Raw genomic sequence first — 17,352 nt, forward strand, 5'->3', positions numbered from 1 at the left:
ATTTCAAAAATCAAAATAAATTTCAAAAAATAAAATTATCCTTATCTTTGTGTTATGGTAATCATTGCCAAAACATTCATTAATATTTTTGCTCAAAAGCATTCCGCGTCTAGAGCTGCCTTGAATAGTTGGTATCAGATTGTCAAGGAAGTTGATTGGGGAAACTTTAATGATGTACGTCAAACCTTTGGAAGCGTAGATGCGGTTGGGAACGATCGCTATGTATTCAATATCAAAGGGAATGATTACCGATTGATTGCTATGATATTTTTTGATAAACGCACCGTATATATTCGATTTATCGGTACACATGCAGAATACGACAAGCTAAAAGATTGTTCGAAAGCGTAATATTAGACAGGAGGAATCATGATTAACAAAATACGGAACGACAAACAATATCATCAAGTAATGGAGATGATTGAGGGATATCTCCAAAAAGCTACAGATGGCGGAGGATTCCATGCCTTGAATCAACAAGAAGCCGATGAGTTGGAGAAATTAAGCCTATTAGCTGAACGGTACGAGGATGAGGAAATGAAATTGATGCCCGTGCCGTTGACACTTCATGCAATAGTCGAAGCAAAGAGAGAGGAATTAGGAGTTACGCAGAAAGGACTAGCTTCCATTCTTGGGATTGGGGCGCCGAAATTGTCACAGATTCTCAATGGTAAGCGTGATCCTGATGTGGGGTTTCTGAAATCATTGCATCAGAAATTGGGAATTGACGGAAATTTTATTTTAGAAAAGGTGTAGAAATTATCGTCTTTTACCGAGCATGGTTATAACTTGTGTTGCTCTAATATGAACCGCGCATTTATATTTTTGTTTCGCCGAGATTGATGAATAGGACAAATTTTTCTATGTTTGAGGAGAGAATCATGCCCGCATGCTAGAAAACCTCAACATACGGAAATCCTGTGCCATTGAACAACATCAGATTGTTGTCGATGATAAACTGATCTGGTCAAGCGAACCCGATATGCCGTTTTTGGATTTTGCGAAAGGAGCCTTTCATCATCTGGATATCGACTATCCAAAATTCTATAAGATGGATGCGTTGAGCAAGCTCGCATTTTTGGCTGCTGAATATATATTGCGGGGTGAAGATAAGGATGAGCTAGCGCTTGTCTTAGCCAACAGATCCGGTAGTCTGGATACCGATGTAAAACACCAGGAAAGTATTCAGGATACGGAAAACTATTACCCCCGGCCAGCTACTTTTGTCTACACGCTATCCAATATCTGCGCTGGCGAGATTGCTATCCGGCACGGTTTGCAAACAGAGCAAGCTTTTTTTATTGCCGAGGAGTTTCCCGAAGGGACGATCACTGCATATGGTGATTACCTGCTGCAATCCGGTAAAGCAAAGCGCGTCTTATGTGGATGGGTAGAATATTTTCAAGAAGAATATCGGGCACTTTTGTATATTTTTTAGCGAAAGCAGTACATTTTATCTAAGTTTGAGTTTATTTTGAAGAGTGATGACAGCATTAAAAGAAGAGCTAAAAGGAAAAATTATCGACGTACTAAATCTGGAAGATATTACCCCCGAGGATATACAGGATGGCGAGGCATTATTTGACGAAGGGTTAGGTTTAGACTCTATCGATGCATTGGAGCTGATTGTATTGATGGATAAAGAGTATGGTATTAAATTGTCTGATCCGAAGCTGGGCAAGTCTATTTTTCAGTCTATCGAAACGATGGCAACCTATATTTCGGAAAATAGAACGAAGTAATGACAGGCGAGGGCGTTGCGGTAACCGGTTTGGGTGTTATTTCTTCGATTGGCAATACGGTGGAAGAAAACCTGCAGGCTTTACAGGCAGGTAAACATGGCCTTTCACGAATCGCAAACTTTCCGACACGTTTACAAGAACATATTTGGGTGGGCGAGATAAAATCCAGCAACGACGAACTGTCAGACAATCTGGAACTGTTGCCGCCTCATGCCTTCACGCGAACAGCTCTTTTAGGCGCTTATGCTGCCCGCCAAGCGCTAAAATCCGCTAACGTTGACGATGTCAATCAGATAAGGACGGGATTCCTATCATCAACAAGCGTCGGTGGTATGGACTATACCGAACGATATGGTCCCACCTATCTTACATCATCGGAATGGCGTCGTTATATCCCTTCGCATCCAGCAGGTGATTCCTCCCATAAAATAGCGAAATATCTGGGTATAAAGGGACTCGTCACGACCGTAAGCACCGCGTGTTCATCAGCAGCCAATGCCATCATGATGGGCGCCCGTTTGATTCGTTCTGGACGCCTGGATCGCGTCATCGTAGGCGGAACGGATGCCTTGAGCAAGTTTACGATTAATGGATTTCACACCTTGATGATCTTATCGGATGCCCCTTGTCGACCCTTCGACAAGCACCGTAATGGGCTTAACCTGGGAGAGGGTGCGGCATATCTCGTGTTAGAATCTCAAAAAACGGTAAAACAGCAAAGTAAAAATGTGTTGGCCTACCTAACGGGCTATGGCAACGCAAATGACGCGTTTCACCAAACAGCATCTTCGGAAAACGGAGAAGGAGCATTCTTGGCGATGCAAAAGGCCTTAGCCGTTGCGCAGTTGCGACCACAAGAAATCGATTATGTCAATGTGCATGGAACAGCTACACCGAACAACGATTTGTCGGAAGGGCGAGCCATGCGACGTATTTTTAAAAATAAGACACCATCTTTTAGCTCAACGAAGCCTTTTACAGGTCATACATTGGCTGCAGCAGGTGCCATCGAAGCTGTATATAGCATTTTGGCATTGCAACAGGATCTGGTATTTCCGAACCTTCATTTCGATACACCGATGGAAGAATTCGATATGATACCGCAGACAACGGTACAATACCGATCGACGTCTCATGTGCTCTCTAACTCTTTTGGGTTCGGGGGTAATTGTTCATCCCTTATTTTTTCAAAAGCTTGAAAAGACGTGTATTTATAAACGGTATTGGTGCAGTGACGACGCAGGGGGTGTGGCGACCGGATTTTTTTTCAGAAGCACGGGAAATCGATCAGGCTATTACCACTGCTGATCAACCCTCGTATAAAGGACTGGCTTCGCCAGCGGTGATCCGTCGTATGTCGAGAGGTATGAAGATGGGGATGTATGCCGCACAACAAGCGCTGGCGGAGGCTGCTGTGACGACGCCGGATGCCATTATTACCGGAACCGGACTGGGATGCTCCGAAGATTCTGATAAATTCCTCCGTAGTATGTGGGAAAACGACGAACAATTTCTCACACCAACATCTTTTATCCAATCTACGCACAATACCGTCGCTGCCCAGATCGCGCTCCAGCTGTCCTGCAAAGGATACAACGTAACACATGTAAACGGAGCAAGTTCTTTTGAATCGGCTTTGTTGGATACATTATTGTTGTTCGTATCTGGAGAGCATAAAAATGTGTTACTGGGCGGAATTGATGAGGTCGCCAAACAGACTTATGCTTTTCTGCAGGCTGCGGGATATATCAAAGGAGATGGTGTCCGGGAAACGGTTAAAAACAGTCTGTCGCCGGGAGTTAATTATGCAGAAGGTGCACACTTCTTTTCCATGGGCGTTGATCAAACAGCGACCTCCTATGGTGAAGTTGTGGATGTTGCCTTGCAAAACGAGCTGGATATAGCAGAAATAGGACCCTTTTTACAGGATTTCCTGGCGACAAACGATATACAGCCAACGACTATCGATGCGGTTGTCCTAGGCTATAATGGTGATGAACAGGATGATTTGTTCTATGTAGCTATACAGCAAATACTTCCATTCGCCACACCGTTATATTATAAGCAGTTAAGTGGTCAGTTTGATAGTTGTTCGGCTTTTGGGTTAACGGTGGCTGCTTCTGTGCTACAGCAGCAGACTGTTCCTTCTATGTTGTATTGGAACGATAAAAGTCTGCCGAAAACTGCCTGGAAAAATATCTTGATCTATAATCATTATCGGGGTAAAGATCATTCTCTCGTTTTTGTTCGGGCATGTTAAAGCATAAGGTATTATATCCCTTGTTTCTGGTAGCCGGATTTATCACGATGCTCATCGGCATCTTTGGGTACTCTTTTGCCTGGTTTCTTGTCGTTTTACTGTTGTCGGTTGGTTTGACCGCTTGGGGTACGTTTGATATCCGTCTAGGATATTTTATCCCCACTTTTTTTCGGAAAAAACATCATGCGCAACGACAGGTCGCACTGACTTTCGATGATGGTCCTTCTCCTCATACGATCGAAGTGCTGCAATTATTAAAAGCCTACCAGTTTAAAGCGACCTTTTTCTGTATCGGAAAACAGGTTTCGGCGTATCCGCATATCGCCAGGATGATTATCGACGAAGGGCATACCATCGGTAATCATACCTACAGCCATTCTAAAAGTTTTGGTTTTTTAAAAGAAAGGGAAATTGTTACAGAACTGGAGCGATGTAATTTAATTATACAACAAATCGTAGGCAAAAAGCCACAATTCTTCCGTCCGCCGTTTGGGGTGACTAATCCATTGGTAGCAAAGGCTGTCCAACATACAAAACAGCATGTCATCGGGTGGAGCAATCGCTCGTTAGATACGGTGATAGGAGATGATGATAAAATCTATCGCCGGGTGCGCCAAAAGTTGAAATCTGGGGATATTATCCTTTTTCATGATACCTCACAACGTACGGTCGATGCCCTAAAACAATTGCTGCCTTATTTACAGAAACAAGGATATATATCGGTTTCTGTAGATGATTTGTTAAATTTGCAGGGATATGAATGATAAATTACTGTATTTATTGTTTTTTTTGATGCCTTATTGCGGATGGGCACAGACGAGGGAAATGACGGCGAATGAACAAGCCCGCTTCCAGAAGTCCTTACAACAGCTTGTCGAAATCAAGACCGTATCGGCAGATTTTGTACAATACAAGCATCTTAGCTTTATGAAAAAACCGGTGGAGTCGACTGGAAAGCTGTATGTAAAACATCCCGATAAATTGAGTTGGGCATATACGGCACCTTTTCAGTATAAGATGGTGTTTAAAGACAATAAAATCTATATCGATGACCAGGGGAAGAAGCAAACGATTACGATCGGAAACAGTAAGCAATTTGAAAAAATAAGTACGTTGATTTCTTCCAGTCTGCGCGGCGGTAAATACGACGAGAAGGAATTTGCGGTTTCTTATCTGAAGCAAGGCAACGCCGACATGGTGCGTTTGATACCGAAATTAGCGGGAGCGAAAAAGTATATTAAAGAGATTGTACTGTTATTTTCGCCGACGGATAAGCACGTTGAGGAGGTGAAGCTTGTCGAACCTTCCAATGACTATACACGTTTTGTGATAAAGAATAGAAAAGTAAATACAACGATTGATGAATCGATTTTTAACCTGTAGTTTTTTCCTGCTGTTATTTTTTGCTTCTTGTGGCACATACCGTTATCCAAATGCCTCGGGAATCCGCGAATCAACGGCCCAGGAACTGAATAATTATTACATCGATACCACGCAGACTTTTGTGTATCGGGCGAAACTGCATGCCTTTAAAAAGGATATGAATGGTAGTTTGATGATCAAAACCTTGGGGCGAAATGAACATCGTATAGCGTTGGTGAGTGACTTTGGTCAGACCTTGTTTGATGTCAGTCTATCTCCGGATGGATATGAATTGCACTATGCGATGCACGACTTGAATAAACGCCGCGTAGTAAGGGAAATTGTTCATATTTTTCGGACAATGACTGCACAGCGCCATGCGACATCCGCTGTGATGTTTGCCAATCAACAACATTATTATCCGGTGTATGTGTTGGATGACTGCTATTACGTGATAAAAGAACGTAAAGTCGAGCGGATCCAGCAAGCGAAAGGAGCTAAGGAGTATTTAGCGATTGTTTATCAGGAATGGAATGCAGAAGATATTCCCACGAGCATAGCGATAGAACATAAAAAGTATCCCATAACAATAGATCTTGCGCTAGATGTAAATCAATCTATCCTATAAAACGAGTGATATGACCTTATTACCGGATTTTTATCACGTGGAGCATATACGATCTCCGTCGAATAACGTATATGTGGCGGAGGTACATCTAAACCCGTCCCACGCCATATTTGACGGTCATTTCCCGGGTAATCCGGTTGCTCCCGGGGTGTGTATGATGCAGATCGTGAAGGAGCTAACAGAGACAGTCGAACAGAAAACACTTTTCTTAATGCGTGCCACCAATGTAAAGTTTATGGCCTTAATCAATCCCGAGAGAAATCCGGTGTTGCAGTTTGCATTCGAAATCTCCTACGATAACGAGGGGCAAGTAAAAGTCAAAAATACCACAACCTTTGGCGAAACCATGGCACTCAAATTGACGCATACATACAGGGTCGTATAGGAAAATGTAGAAATGGTTGAACACGAAACGATAACAAGAGAAATAGAACGTTTGGGTATTGTCGTTATTATACCGACATATAATAACGAGAAGACCTTGAAACGTGTATTGGATGGTGTGCTTTTATACACACCTGACGTTATGGTAGTCAACGACGGTTCTACAGATACGACATCCACGATCTTGGCCGAATATCCGCAGGTCGAAGTCCTTACCGCCGCATATAATCAGGGAAAGGGCATGGCACTGCGAAAGGGAATAAAGCGGGCGAGAGATCGGCATTTCGAATATGCCATAACCATCGATTCCGATGGTCAACACTACCCGTCTGATATTCCGGTGTTTGTTGATGCTATTGCTAATGCGACCGGTCCGGTTTTACTGATCGGAAGCCGTAACATGCGTCATGATTCTGTGCCGCGAAAGAGTAGCTTTGGAAATAAATTCTCGAATTTCTGGTATTGGTTGGAAACGGGTATCAAATTGACCGATACGCAATCGGGATTTCGGGCCTATCCGCTCCGTGCTATATCACAAAAATTTTATACCCGTAAGTTTGAGTTTGAAATTGAGATTATCGTTCGGGCAGCTTGGCGCGGTGTTGATGTAAAAAACGTGCCGGTTGGGGTGTTATATGATCCGGATGAACGCGTGTCCCACTTTCGACCTTTTAAAGATTTTACGCGTATCAGTATATTAAATACCGCACTGGTTTTTTGGACATTTTTTTATATTCTCCCCCGTAATTTTATCCGAAGCTTTAAAAAAAAAAGATGGTCTGACTTCGTACGGGAAAATATATTAGGCAGTACGGATTCTCCTATAAAAAAAGCATTGTCGATTGGGCTGGGTGTCTTTATGGGTATAGCACCTTTTTGGGGATTTCAGACCGCTATCACGATTACGTTAGCGGTTTTCCTACGATTGAATAAGGTACTTGCTTTCGTTTTTTCCAATATTAGTTTTGCACCATTTATTCCGGTAGTGATATACGCCTCCTTATTGGTGGGCGGTTTGGTATACCCGTCTTCGTCATCATTTCAGCTCGAGGGGGTATCTTTAGATACGATTAAATCCCACCTTTGGCAATATATTATCGGTAGCTTTTTGTTAGCGAGTGGCATGGCTATTTTAATAGGTGTTGTCAGTTATTTTTTTATCAAATTCTACCGCCAAAAATCTGTTTCATCGCCATAATGGAGAAGATATTCTATCATATCTATGTTTGGGTTCAGCGTCATAAAGCGCTTGCCGCCTTTGTCGCTGTCGTCTTTTTAGTGGGTTGCGGCCTACTGGTTTCCCAGCTTCGCTTTGAAGAAGATATTACACAGGTTATCCCGAAAAATGAGCAGGCAGATGAATTTTCCAGAGCGCTGAAGCAAATCAATTTCGCAGATAAAATAACGGTTTTAATTGAAAATAAGAACCATACCGAACCCGACGCCCTTACAGCGGTGGCGCAAGCGTTTATAGATTCCATCCAAACAGACAGTTTATATATCCGTGGCATTACGGGTAGAATAGGACAAGAAGAAATGGAGGATACGTATGATTTTGTGTATCAAAACCTTCCGCTGTTTTTAAACCTAGGGGATTATCGCTCGATCGCACAACGAATACAACCTGACACTATTTCGGAACGGGTTGCTCAAAATTACCGTACCTTGATTTCGCCAACAGGTTTTGTGATGCGGAATTTTGTGCTAAAAGATCCGTTGGGATTGGCTTTGTTAGGTTTGCAAAGGATGCAGCAGCATACGGTGGGTGAAAATTTTAGGCTCTATAATGGGTTTATAACCAGCACCGACACCAGCCAATTACTGCTTTTTCTGGATCCCATTTTTCAGGGTGCAGATACAGAACATAATACGGCTCTGGTAGATCATCTTTATCGTTTGCGAGACACCTTGCAGCAACAGTTTGAGCAGAAAGCCACGATTTCCTATTATGGAACCGCTTTTATTGCAGTGGCGAATGCCAAGCAGATTAAGATGGATATTTCGACCACCGTGCTGATCTCGATGTCGGTACTCATGCTTTTGCTGATCTTGTTTTATCAGCGAATATATATTCCGCTATTGGTCTTTATACCCACCATTTTCGCCAGCTTATTTGGCGCGGCTTGCCTCTACCTGTACAAACCTGTCATCTCGGCAATTTCGTTGAGTGTGGCCGCCGTGCTGGTCGGTATTACAATTGATTATGCGCTGCATATCCTGACACACTATAAGAAATCAGGGAATGTCCGCGAGTTATACCGGGAATTGACGCGTCCGCTGTTGATGAGTGGAGCAACGAATGCGGTGGTGTTTCTCTGTCTGTTATTTGTACGTTCGGAAGCACTGGTGGACTTGGGTATCTTTGCTTCGATCTGTATTTTTTCTTCCGCTATTTTTACCTTGCTCATCGTGCCGCATCTTTATCGTCCGAAGCGTGAACTTCGGACAAATGCTATCTTGGATAAATTGGCGGCATTTCCTTTTGAACGAAGTAAGGTACTGATCGCTATCTGCTTGGTTCTCTTAGTGCTGAGCTGCTTTACAAGCGGGCGGGTAGGGTACAACCATAATTTAGCGGATTTGAATTTTGTACCGCCTGCGTTGCGGGAAACAGCGTATAAATTAGATCAACTCACCAATACTTCTTCCAAATCTGTTTATCTAGTGGCTACGGGCGAAACCTTTGACGAGGTGGCCAAGAAGACAGATCGTTTAATGGGATTTCTGCGTGAGGCGAAAACCAACCAAGAAATTGTAGATTATAATGGTTTTATGCTACCTCTTTCCGCTAGTTTACAACAAGAGAAGATTACGGTCTGGAATCAGTTTTGGAAAAGCCATGCAAAGGAGGAACTTATCGAGCAATTACAAGATGAAGGCGAAAAATATGGTTTTGAAAGGGAAACGCATGCTGATTTTTATACCCTATTAAAAGAATCACCAAAGCCGTTGACGTGGGGCGACTTTCAGTCACAAAAGGCTTTGGGATTGGCAGATTTCATGGCGGAGCAAGATAGCTTTTTCACCATTTCCACCTTAGTAAAGCTGGATGAAGCGAAGCAGGGATCTTTCCTTCAGGCGATCGGGGAAAATACGGATGTCTTTGTTGTCGATCGCCAGCAGCTGAACGAAACATTTTTAGGACAACTGCGTGCTGATTTTAACCGTTTAGTGAGCTATTCCTTCTTTGCGGTGATTTTTATACTTTGGATGTTTTTTCGTCGATTGGAGTTGGTGCTGTTGAGCGCAATTCCAATCGGTCTTACCGGGTTGGTCACGGCGGGGCTTATGGGATTATTTGGGCTGGAGCTTAATATATTTAGTGCGATTGTATGTACGTTGGTTTTCGGACATGGCGTGGACTTCAGTATCTTCATGACGGCCGCGTTGCAGAAGCAGTACAGTACGGGTAAAGATACGCTGCAAACCTATCGTACCTCGATCTTGTTGGCGGTATTGACCACCGTGTTGGCGATTGGTGCGTTGGTCTTCGCTAAACATCCTGCATTATTGTCTATCGCATCGGTTTCCTTGATAGGTGTCTTTTCGGCGGTCATCATTACCTTCGTATTCTACCCGATGTTGTTTCGTTTCTTTATTTCCAATCGGGCGGAGCAAGGGAAATCTCCTTTTACGATAACGATCCTCTTATTGTCGCTGGTATTTTTTGTTTACTACGGAATAGGCTGTTTGGTCATTTCTTTTTTCGGGAGGGTGGTCGTTGCGGTTTTACCGCTGTCAAAGGAAAAGAAAGACGTGTTTTTTAGAAAGACGATGGCTGCATTTATGAAATCGGTGTTATATCTTCACCCACAAACAAGGCATAAGACTATTAATTTAACGGGGGAAACATTTGAAAAACCGGCTGTTATTATTGCCAATCACAGTTCATTCCTTGATACCTTATCGCTAGGGATGCTTGTACCTAAAGCTATTTTTCTCGTAAATGATTGGGTTTGGAACTCACCCATTTTTGGACGTGCTGTGAAGGCTTTGGGGTTTTATCCCGTTAGCCAGGGGCTGGAGAATGGTATGGATATTCTCCGGGAGAAAGTTGCTCAAGGTTACGCGTTGATCGTGTTTCCCGAGGGAACGCGTTCTTATGACAATGTGGTAAAGCGTTTTCATAAAGGGGCATGCTATCTGGCGGAACAGCTGCAGCTGGATGTATTGCCTATATATCTCCTAGGGAACGGGGATGTATTACCGAAGGGTGATGTACTTATCTTTGGTGGTGCTATGACACCGGTTATTGGAGAACGAATAGGGGTAGATGATGTTCGGTTCGGCGAGGGATATCTGGCGCGTACAAAAAGTATTATGCAGTATTTCCGACAACAGTATAGTGCTTTGCGCCGAAAAGAAGAAGGGATGTTCTATTTTCAACGGAAAATACAGCTCGCGTATTATTATAAAGACGAGGATATTTTAAGATCCGTTAAGCATAATATAATGCAATTTGCGGCTTGTTATCACGAACTGCATAAGCATTTAGGAGACGCTGAGCAGATTGTGCATATTTCTGACACATATGGTGAATTTGATTATCTGTTGTCTTTACAAAGTGGCCGCCGGAAAGTATTAGGTATCATCGCGAATCAAAAAAAGCGTTCGGTAGCGGATAGCATTTATTGGAAAAAACAGCGCCAAGTTTGTTTTGTTCCACACCTAGAGGGACAATATGCGGTGCTCGTTGTCCATCCGCTCGTTGAATTTATGCGTTTGCCGATTTCCTCTTTGGAGAGCTTTAAAGAAATCTATACCTTTAAAAAAGAACAGGGTTTACAGTCGTTAGGGTGGAAAGAAGACGTATTATCGGACACACTAATTCGCTATTATAAATGACGGAAGCAACGGATAAACAATATGATGTCGTTATCGTAGGGAGCGGACTCGGGGGCTTGGTGTCGGCAGTTATACTGGCTAAGGAGGGATTGCGCGTTTGTGTGTTGGAAAAAAACAATCAGTTTGGCGGGAATCTACAAACATTTTCCCGTGATAAGAAAGTGTTTGACACCGGTGTACACTATATCGGGGGCTTGACGAAAGGGCAAAACTTACACCTTTATTTTTCCTATCTCGGGATTATGCCGCATCTTCAACTCGAACGTATGCCGGAGGTTTTCGACCATATTTGTTTTGCAGATGAAGAGATCTGTTACCCTATTACACAGGGCTATGATGCGTTTGTGGATGGCTTATCCGCGTATTTTCCGGCGGAACGCGCCGCCTTGGAACAGTATGTTGCTGATTTACAATATACTTGTAAGGCGTTTCCTTTGTATTATGCGGAAGAAGGAGAGGGGTATGCATCGGAGGTTATAAGCCAACGTGTGAAAGACTATTTTACGGAATTGACAGGGAATGAACGGTTACGGGCGGTATTAGTCGGTCATAATTTTTTATATGCAGGGGAAGACGATAAAACCCCGTTTTACGTTCATGCACTTGCGGTGAATTCCTATATCCAAAGTGCTTACAAATGTACGCTTGGCGGAAGCCAGATCAGTAAATTGTTGATTCGGGAACTGCGGAAACTGGGTGGGGAGGCATATAAACGTGAAGAGGTCATGAAATTGGAAATCAAGGAGGGACGGATACGTTGTGCAATAACGGCTCATGGCAAACGGGTTAACGGAAAATTGTTTATTATGAATGTTGACCCTAAACGAGCTTTACAATTGGTAGGAAAAGCGCATTTTCGGAAAGCTTTTTATGACCGTATTCAAACGTTACCTGTCACAACCTCTTCCTTTAGTGTACACGCTGTGTTGCGACCAGCAGAGGTTCCATACCATGCCCATAATGTATATTGCCACCAAAACGCGCATACGGTATGGCACGCAGCTGCTTACAAAAAAGACGATTGGGGCAATATGTTTATGCTGTCGATGACGGAAGACCCTCGGCATCCCGGTTATGCAGAGACCTTTACAGTCTTGACCTATATGCATTTTGAGGAAGTGGAGGCTTGGGCGGATACAATGAATACGGTCGTTCATCCCGATGAGAGAGGATCGGCGTATGAAGCTTTTAAAGAAGATAAAACGAAACAGTTATTCCAGAAAATGAAACATCGTTTTCCTGAGTTGGTGAAGGCTGTGCATCGAACGTATGTATCGACGCCTTTATCCTATCGAGACTATATCGGGATGTACAGGGGTAATCTATATGGTCATATGAAGGATGCCAGCAATCCTTTGAAGACGTTCATTGCACCAAAAACAAAGGTGGAGAATCTGTATTTGACGGGGCATGGGGTGTATATGCACGGTATTTTGGGCGTGACAGTAGGTGCAATAGCAACCTGTTCTGAAATACTAGGGAGATCCTATTTGTTAAACAAGATCGGAAAACGCAAGACAACATCATGAAACAACAGGTCATTATGGAGAAACAATCCCAGGAAGAAATCAGGGCTTACCAAGAGGAACTTTTGCGAAGGCAATTGATTTATTTGCGGGAGCATTCCCCCTATTATAAACAATTGTTTGAAGTTTATCATATTGACATCGACACGATTCGTACCTTGACAGATTTAGGACGGATACCGACAACAAGTAAAGATGATATCCAAGCGCATAATGATGATTTCTTTTGTGTGGAACGCGAAAAGATTATCGACTATTGTACCACCTCGGGAACCTTGGGTAAACCGGTAACTTTTGGACTTACAAACGATGATTTGGAACGTTTGGCTTACAACGAAATGCGGTCGTTTCAGACTATCGGTGTGGATCCGGGAGATGTGGTGCAATTGATGACAACGATGGACAGGCGATTTATGGCGGGTTTGGCCTACTTTCTCGGTCTACGGAAGCTCGGTGCGGGTGTTTTACGTGTGGGATCGGGTATCCCACAACTGCAATGGGATGTTATTTTACAGCATAAGCCCCGATTTTTGATTGCCGTACCTTCTTTTCTCTTAAAGATGATTGAATATGCAGAACAGCAAAACATTGATTATCGCAACGCTGGTATAGAAGCGGTTTTGTGTATAGGTGAGTCTTTGCGGGATGCCTCGCTCAACGATTCTTTGTTAACACAACGCATTCGTGAAAAGTGGCCGTTAAAATTGTATTCTACGTATGCATCGACAGAGATGGGGGCGGCTTTTACCGAATGTGAGGCTTTCCAAGGCGGACATGTGCATGAAGATCTTATTATTACGGAAGTACTGGATGAGGAAGAGCAGCCTGTACCTGACGGTGATCCTGGAGAGCTCGTTATCACGACCTTAGGTGTCCAAGGTGTACCGTTATTACGATTTAAAACGGGTGATATCGTCCGAAAACATACTGCACCTTGTGCCTGTGGTCGTCACACTTATCGGATTGGTCCGGTAGAAGGGAGAAAGCAGCAGATGGTAAAATATAAGGGTACGACCTTGTATCCACCTGCCATGCACGACTTACTTGTTGGCTTTCCCGAAATTGAACAGCATGTCATCGAAATATCGCACAATGATATTGGGACGGATGAAATTGTCATTTATATCAGTACAAAGGAGACAGCCGAAGAATTCCTGATGCAGATCAAAGATCACTTCCGGGCAAAATTACGGGTGGCACCTCGTGTGGAAAAACGACCGTCGGAAGAGCTACAGCGGATTATTTTTAATCCGTTGAGCCGCAAACCGATTACGTTCATAGACAGGCGGGAAAAGCTACCGTAACAATTCCTGTATATCCGCTGTTGATAACGATTTTATAAAGCTTTCTTCTGTGGTAATTAGCGTGGATGACAGTGCTTTCTTTTGGCCTTGGAGCGCTAGTATTTTTTCCTCTACGGTATCTTTGCTAATGAATTTGTATATAAATACATTTTTCGTTTGTCCGATACGATGTGAGCGGTCAATAGCTTGTTGTTCTACTGCCGGGTTCCACCAGGGATCTAAAATAAATACGTAATCTGCTTCGGTAAGGTTAAGTCCTACACCTCCTGCTTTAATGGAGATTAAAAAGATTTGTGTGTTTTCCTGTTCTTTAAAAGTGTTTACCGCATCGGCTCTGTTTTTGGTGTTTCCATCCAGGTAAGCATAGGCTATTTTTTCGCGGTCGAAATAATCTCGAAACAATTGTAAGTGTTTTACAAACTGGGAGAAGATAAGCACTTTATGGCGCTCGGCGATAATAGATTGCAGCATCTCCACCACGGTATCAAATTTACCCGATGAAAAAGCTTCCTCCTCGTTTATCATGATGGGATGGTTGGCTATCTGTCTAAGCTTGGTGAGTCCCTGTAACAACATAATCTGGTTCCCCTGTCCGTTTTGTTGCAGCTGATTGTCCAGCAGGGCATTCCGGTATTCCGATTTTATACGTTCGTATAGCTTCATCTGTTCCTCTGTCATTTCGCAATAAACGGTTTGTTCGGTTTTTGGAGGAAGTTCCTTGGCTACCTGGTCTTTGGTGCGCCGGAGAATAAATGGCTTGATGATGGCTTGTAGACGAGCCGCTTTTTCTTCGTCTTTCTTTTTCTCAATAGGTATTACAAATTCTTTCTGAAAATAACTGTACGAACCGAGCAGGCCCGGATTTACAAAATGCATCTGCGACCATATATCGCCAACGGAATTCTCTATGGGCGTACCGCTTAATACCAATCGATGTTTGCTTTTAAGACTTTTAATCGCCTTAAAGGATTTGGAAGTGGGGTTTTTGATATGCTGGCTTTCATCTAGAATAATATAGTTGAAGAAAAATTTGCTTAACATTTCTACATCGCTACGTACAACGCCATAGGTCGTGATCACCAAATCAAAATGGGAAAAGCCAAATGTATCTTTTAGACGATTTGAGCCGGTGTGAAGATGTATACGAAGCTTCGGCGCAAATTTTTCGGCTTCTTTCTGCCAATTGTAAAGGAGTGATGTGGGCAGTATCAGCAGGGAAGCTTTGGCATGGTCTGTTTCTTTTAAATACTCTTTTTGCCGTTGTAGCAAAGCGAGTGTCTGTACGGTTTTGCCCAAGCCCATATCATCTGCAAGGCATCCGCCAAACTTGTATTCCTGCAGAAAGTGAAACCAATTGTAACCGGCGCGCTGATAGGGGCGAAGTTCGCCTCGAAATCCGGTTGGCATTGGTGCTTCCGCGATACTGTCAAAATTTAATAATTGTTCTAGTTTGCGATGAAAAGAAAGCTCCGTATGCTCCGATATCTCATATAATAGCCCGATATGGGTTTTGTTTAGCTTTAAGCTATGCTTATTCGTCGTAAAAAGGAATAGATGTTCATATTGGGAGAACCACTCTTCCGGAATTAGCGCAATTTCGCCATTAGGTAATGTGAATTCTTTGTTTTTACTTAAAATATGTTCCCGTAAGGCTATAAATGGGATCTCATAGGGGCCAAAATGTGCCACCGCCTTTATGTCAAACCAATCATTACCCTCTTCGATAGCCATTTCCAGAGAAGTCTTTCCGATGAAAATACGTCGGTCACTTTTTGCCTGGGTGATGATAAACCCCTTCTCTAAAAGCAAGTGTTGCTGGTTATTTAACCAATCAACAATAGATTCACGTTCTCCTTTGACGACATAATTTGCGAACAACAAATCTTTTTTGCGAAGGCCTAATTCTTCGATGAAAGTACCTTGTTTTTTTTCCCATACTAGCGAGCGCTTTATCCGATGAAAAATATACGTGTCTGCTTCCTCATGGTGTACTAATCGTACCGTAACAGGATGCTCTGTGCCAGCCGAAAATTCATAAGGGCCATACGCAAAAGTCAGTTGTAAAAAAGACTGGCCGGAAGGGACGTAAAATAGCTTGAGGATGGGGGTTGCGTTTTCTTTATGGGTCTTAATTTCAAACCCCTCGGCATACACATGGTGTTTTTCGATCAGGTTGCTTACAAAAGTTTCAAAGTATCGCCTTTCGGTATTGCGGACGACGCTGATATAACGTTTGTTCAGAAACGGGCTGAGTTTCTTGCCATCTATATCCTGATCAAAATAGTATAAGGTGTTTTCTACCAACAGCCAAGCCTCCTTATTCACGATAACTTGTGCTCCTTTATACATGAAGTCCAATCGATGGCCTTTGTATTTTAGGGTAGGGAAATAGCGTGTTTCTGTCTCGTTACGCCGAAAATGGAATAAGATAGAGGTAGGCTCATCGGCAATATGTATTTCCTGATCGGCAGGATAACCGTCTTTACTCATTAAAAAAAGCGGCTTATCCTGCAACTGCTTTAGTACGGTGAGCATTTTCTGCTCAATTTTCGGACGTATCCGATCGTAAATTTTTTCATCGAAAACATTTCCGAAAAAATCTACAGGACGTATGGCTTTTTTGTTGAATGCTTTGATAATATGTGTTTGTTCGATCTCATCTAATAACGTAATAAGATGATAATCGGTTTCGTCCAATGCCGGTGCAAAATCACCAATAGTATTCGTGAAAATACGTTTATAGCTCAGCGAATAAGAACCATTAGTGTTCAATTGAACAATATGGGGTTCTATCAAGTAGCCCAAATAAGGGTGTTGTCCTAACGAATAGATTAACTTGAATGGTAATTTGCTATCAACCTGCTGCATTAAAATTCCTGAAGTCTTTCAAAAAAGTCTCTAATATAGCGTTTTTTGTTGTTCTTTTTTTAGAAAAAAGAACGGAAAAAATCGTCACTTCGGATATTTGAAATAATGGATCGTGCTAAGGATGAATTTCTACATACTTCAAACATCCGTATGTGACCCTTTGTGTTAATAGGGGATTGTGCAAATGCATGGCGTGTTAACTCTTTTTAGTTTCGGAAGCGCCTAATGAACAGAGATATAAGGTAAAAAAGGAAATAAGATAAACAGGGATAGAGATAAGACGGATGTAGACACCCATGCACGCGGAACGCGGGCAAAAACGGCCTAGCATTTTTCCGCGGTCAGCTTTACGCTGGCTATTCCGTTAAAAGAACAAGAGGGATTAGTGCGCTTGGGTATATGCATTATCCTCCTTTGACATTTAATCTCGCAT

General features: G+C 42.8%; 15 protein-coding genes. 14 read left to right on the top strand and 1 reads right to left on the bottom strand.

Annotation, left to right across the window (positions count from 1 at the left end; translation table 11 throughout):
- Positions 1 to 54: 54 nt before the first annotated feature.
- The 14 genes from H8B06_RS11500 to H8B06_RS11565 all read left to right on the top strand — a co-directional run bounded on the left by H8B06_RS11500 (position 55) and on the right by H8B06_RS11565 (position 14,051).
- Positions 55 to 351: a type II toxin-antitoxin system HigB family toxin gene (locus H8B06_RS11500; RefSeq protein ID WP_190994416.1), complete on the top strand. Its 297-nt coding sequence runs from the start codon at positions 55 to 57 to the stop codon at positions 349 to 351.
- An 18-nt stretch (positions 352 to 369) separates the two neighbouring features.
- The gene (locus tag H8B06_RS11505) at positions 370 to 756 is read left to right on the top strand and encodes a helix-turn-helix domain-containing protein (protein ID WP_190994417.1); all 387 of its coding nucleotides are present in this window, start codon (positions 370 to 372) and stop codon (positions 754 to 756) included.
- Positions 757 to 889: 133 nt separating this feature from the next.
- Positions 890 to 1,438, top strand: a complete 549-nt coding sequence (locus H8B06_RS11510) for a beta-ketoacyl-[acyl-carrier-protein] synthase family protein (RefSeq protein ID WP_190994418.1) — start codon at positions 890 to 892, stop codon at positions 1,436 to 1,438.
- A gap of 46 nt (positions 1,439 to 1,484) precedes the next feature.
- Entirely contained in the window at positions 1,485 to 1,742 is a 258-nt protein-coding gene (locus tag H8B06_RS11515; RefSeq protein WP_190994419.1) for a phosphopantetheine-binding protein, read from the top strand.
- Entirely contained in the window at positions 1,742 to 2,941 is a 1,200-nt protein-coding gene (locus H8B06_RS11520) for a beta-ketoacyl-[acyl-carrier-protein] synthase family protein (protein ID WP_190994420.1), read from the top strand. Before H8B06_RS11515 ends, H8B06_RS11520 begins: the two co-directional genes overlap by 1 nt.
- A complete protein-coding gene (locus H8B06_RS11525; RefSeq protein ID WP_190994421.1) occupies positions 2,938 to 4,002 on the top strand; it encodes a beta-ketoacyl synthase chain length factor in 1,065 nt (354 codons plus the stop codon). Before H8B06_RS11520 ends, H8B06_RS11525 begins: the two co-directional genes overlap by 4 nt.
- Positions 3,996 to 4,766, top strand: a complete 771-nt coding sequence (locus tag H8B06_RS11530) for a polysaccharide deacetylase family protein (protein WP_223857632.1) — start codon at positions 3,996 to 3,998, stop codon at positions 4,764 to 4,766. The genes H8B06_RS11525 and H8B06_RS11530 overlap by 7 nt, the downstream gene beginning before the upstream one ends.
- Positions 4,759 to 5,385: an outer membrane lipoprotein carrier protein LolA gene (locus H8B06_RS11535; RefSeq protein WP_190994422.1), complete on the top strand. Its 627-nt coding sequence runs from the start codon at positions 4,759 to 4,761 to the stop codon at positions 5,383 to 5,385. Before H8B06_RS11530 ends, H8B06_RS11535 begins: the two co-directional genes overlap by 8 nt.
- The gene (locus tag H8B06_RS11540; RefSeq protein ID WP_190994423.1) at positions 5,363 to 5,992 is read left to right on the top strand and encodes a hypothetical protein; all 630 of its coding nucleotides are present in this window, start codon (positions 5,363 to 5,365) and stop codon (positions 5,990 to 5,992) included. Before H8B06_RS11535 ends, H8B06_RS11540 begins: the two co-directional genes overlap by 23 nt.
- Before the next feature lie 10 nt (positions 5,993 to 6,002).
- The gene (locus tag H8B06_RS11545) at positions 6,003 to 6,377 is read left to right on the top strand and encodes a hotdog family protein (protein WP_190994424.1); all 375 of its coding nucleotides are present in this window, start codon (positions 6,003 to 6,005) and stop codon (positions 6,375 to 6,377) included.
- 12 nt (positions 6,378 to 6,389) lie between these two features.
- On the top strand, positions 6,390 to 7,574 hold the full coding sequence (locus tag H8B06_RS11550; RefSeq protein ID WP_190994425.1) for a DUF2062 domain-containing protein: 1,185 nt from the start codon (positions 6,390 to 6,392) through the stop codon (positions 7,572 to 7,574).
- Positions 7,574 to 11,221, top strand: coding sequence for a 1-acyl-sn-glycerol-3-phosphate acyltransferase (locus H8B06_RS11555; RefSeq protein ID WP_190994426.1), 3,648 nt, complete (start codon positions 7,574 to 7,576; stop codon positions 11,219 to 11,221). The genes H8B06_RS11550 and H8B06_RS11555 overlap by 1 nt, the downstream gene beginning before the upstream one ends.
- Positions 11,218 to 12,750, top strand: a complete 1,533-nt coding sequence (locus H8B06_RS11560) for a phytoene desaturase family protein (RefSeq protein ID WP_190994427.1) — start codon at positions 11,218 to 11,220, stop codon at positions 12,748 to 12,750. Before H8B06_RS11555 ends, H8B06_RS11560 begins: the two co-directional genes overlap by 4 nt.
- A gap of 14 nt (positions 12,751 to 12,764) precedes the next feature.
- Positions 12,765 to 14,051, top strand: coding sequence for a phenylacetate--CoA ligase family protein (locus H8B06_RS11565; protein WP_223857633.1), 1,287 nt, complete (start codon positions 12,765 to 12,767; stop codon positions 14,049 to 14,051).
- Here H8B06_RS11565 and H8B06_RS11570 read toward each other — a convergent pair.
- On the bottom strand, positions 14,043 to 16,919 hold the full coding sequence (locus tag H8B06_RS11570) for a DEAD/DEAH box helicase (RefSeq protein ID WP_190994429.1): 2,877 nt from the start codon (positions 16,917 to 16,919) through the stop codon (positions 14,043 to 14,045). The two genes, H8B06_RS11565 and H8B06_RS11570, sit on opposite strands and share 9 nt — an antisense overlap.
- Positions 16,920 to 17,352: the final 433 nt, after the last annotated feature.

The sequence above is a fragment of the Sphingobacterium micropteri genome, from assembly GCF_014692515.1.
GTDB lineage: Bacteria > Bacteroidota > Bacteroidia > Sphingobacteriales > Sphingobacteriaceae > Sphingobacterium > Sphingobacterium micropteri.

Coding starts and splice junctions, on each gene's coding strand:
- H8B06_RS11560 (WP_190994427.1), top strand. CDS start 11,218: ATGACGGAAGCAACGGATAAACAATATGATGTCGTTATCGTAGGGAGC.
- H8B06_RS11545 (WP_190994424.1), top strand. CDS start 6,003: ATGACCTTATTACCGGATTTTTATCACGTGGAGCATATACGATCTCCG.
- H8B06_RS11530 (WP_223857632.1), top strand. CDS start 3,996: ATGTTAAAGCATAAGGTATTATATCCCTTGTTTCTGGTAGCCGGATTT.
- H8B06_RS11540 (WP_190994423.1), top strand. CDS start 5,363: ATGAATCGATTTTTAACCTGTAGTTTTTTCCTGCTGTTATTTTTTGCT.
- H8B06_RS11550 (WP_190994425.1), top strand. CDS start 6,390: ATGGTTGAACACGAAACGATAACAAGAGAAATAGAACGTTTGGGTATT.
- H8B06_RS11520 (WP_190994420.1), top strand. CDS start 1,742: ATGACAGGCGAGGGCGTTGCGGTAACCGGTTTGGGTGTTATTTCTTCG.
- H8B06_RS11505 (WP_190994417.1), top strand. CDS start 370: ATGATTAACAAAATACGGAACGACAAACAATATCATCAAGTAATGGAG.
- H8B06_RS11500 (WP_190994416.1), top strand. CDS start 55: ATGGTAATCATTGCCAAAACATTCATTAATATTTTTGCTCAAAAGCAT.
- H8B06_RS11510 (WP_190994418.1), top strand. CDS start 890: ATGCTAGAAAACCTCAACATACGGAAATCCTGTGCCATTGAACAACAT.
- H8B06_RS11565 (WP_223857633.1), top strand. CDS start 12,765: ATGGAGAAACAATCCCAGGAAGAAATCAGGGCTTACCAAGAGGAACTT.
- H8B06_RS11555 (WP_190994426.1), top strand. CDS start 7,574: ATGGAGAAGATATTCTATCATATCTATGTTTGGGTTCAGCGTCATAAA.
- H8B06_RS11570 (WP_190994429.1), bottom strand. CDS start 16,919: ATGCAGCAGGTTGATAGCAAATTACCATTCAAGTTAATCTATTCGTTA.
- H8B06_RS11535 (WP_190994422.1), top strand. CDS start 4,759: ATGAATGATAAATTACTGTATTTATTGTTTTTTTTGATGCCTTATTGC.
- H8B06_RS11515 (WP_190994419.1), top strand. CDS start 1,485: ATGACAGCATTAAAAGAAGAGCTAAAAGGAAAAATTATCGACGTACTA.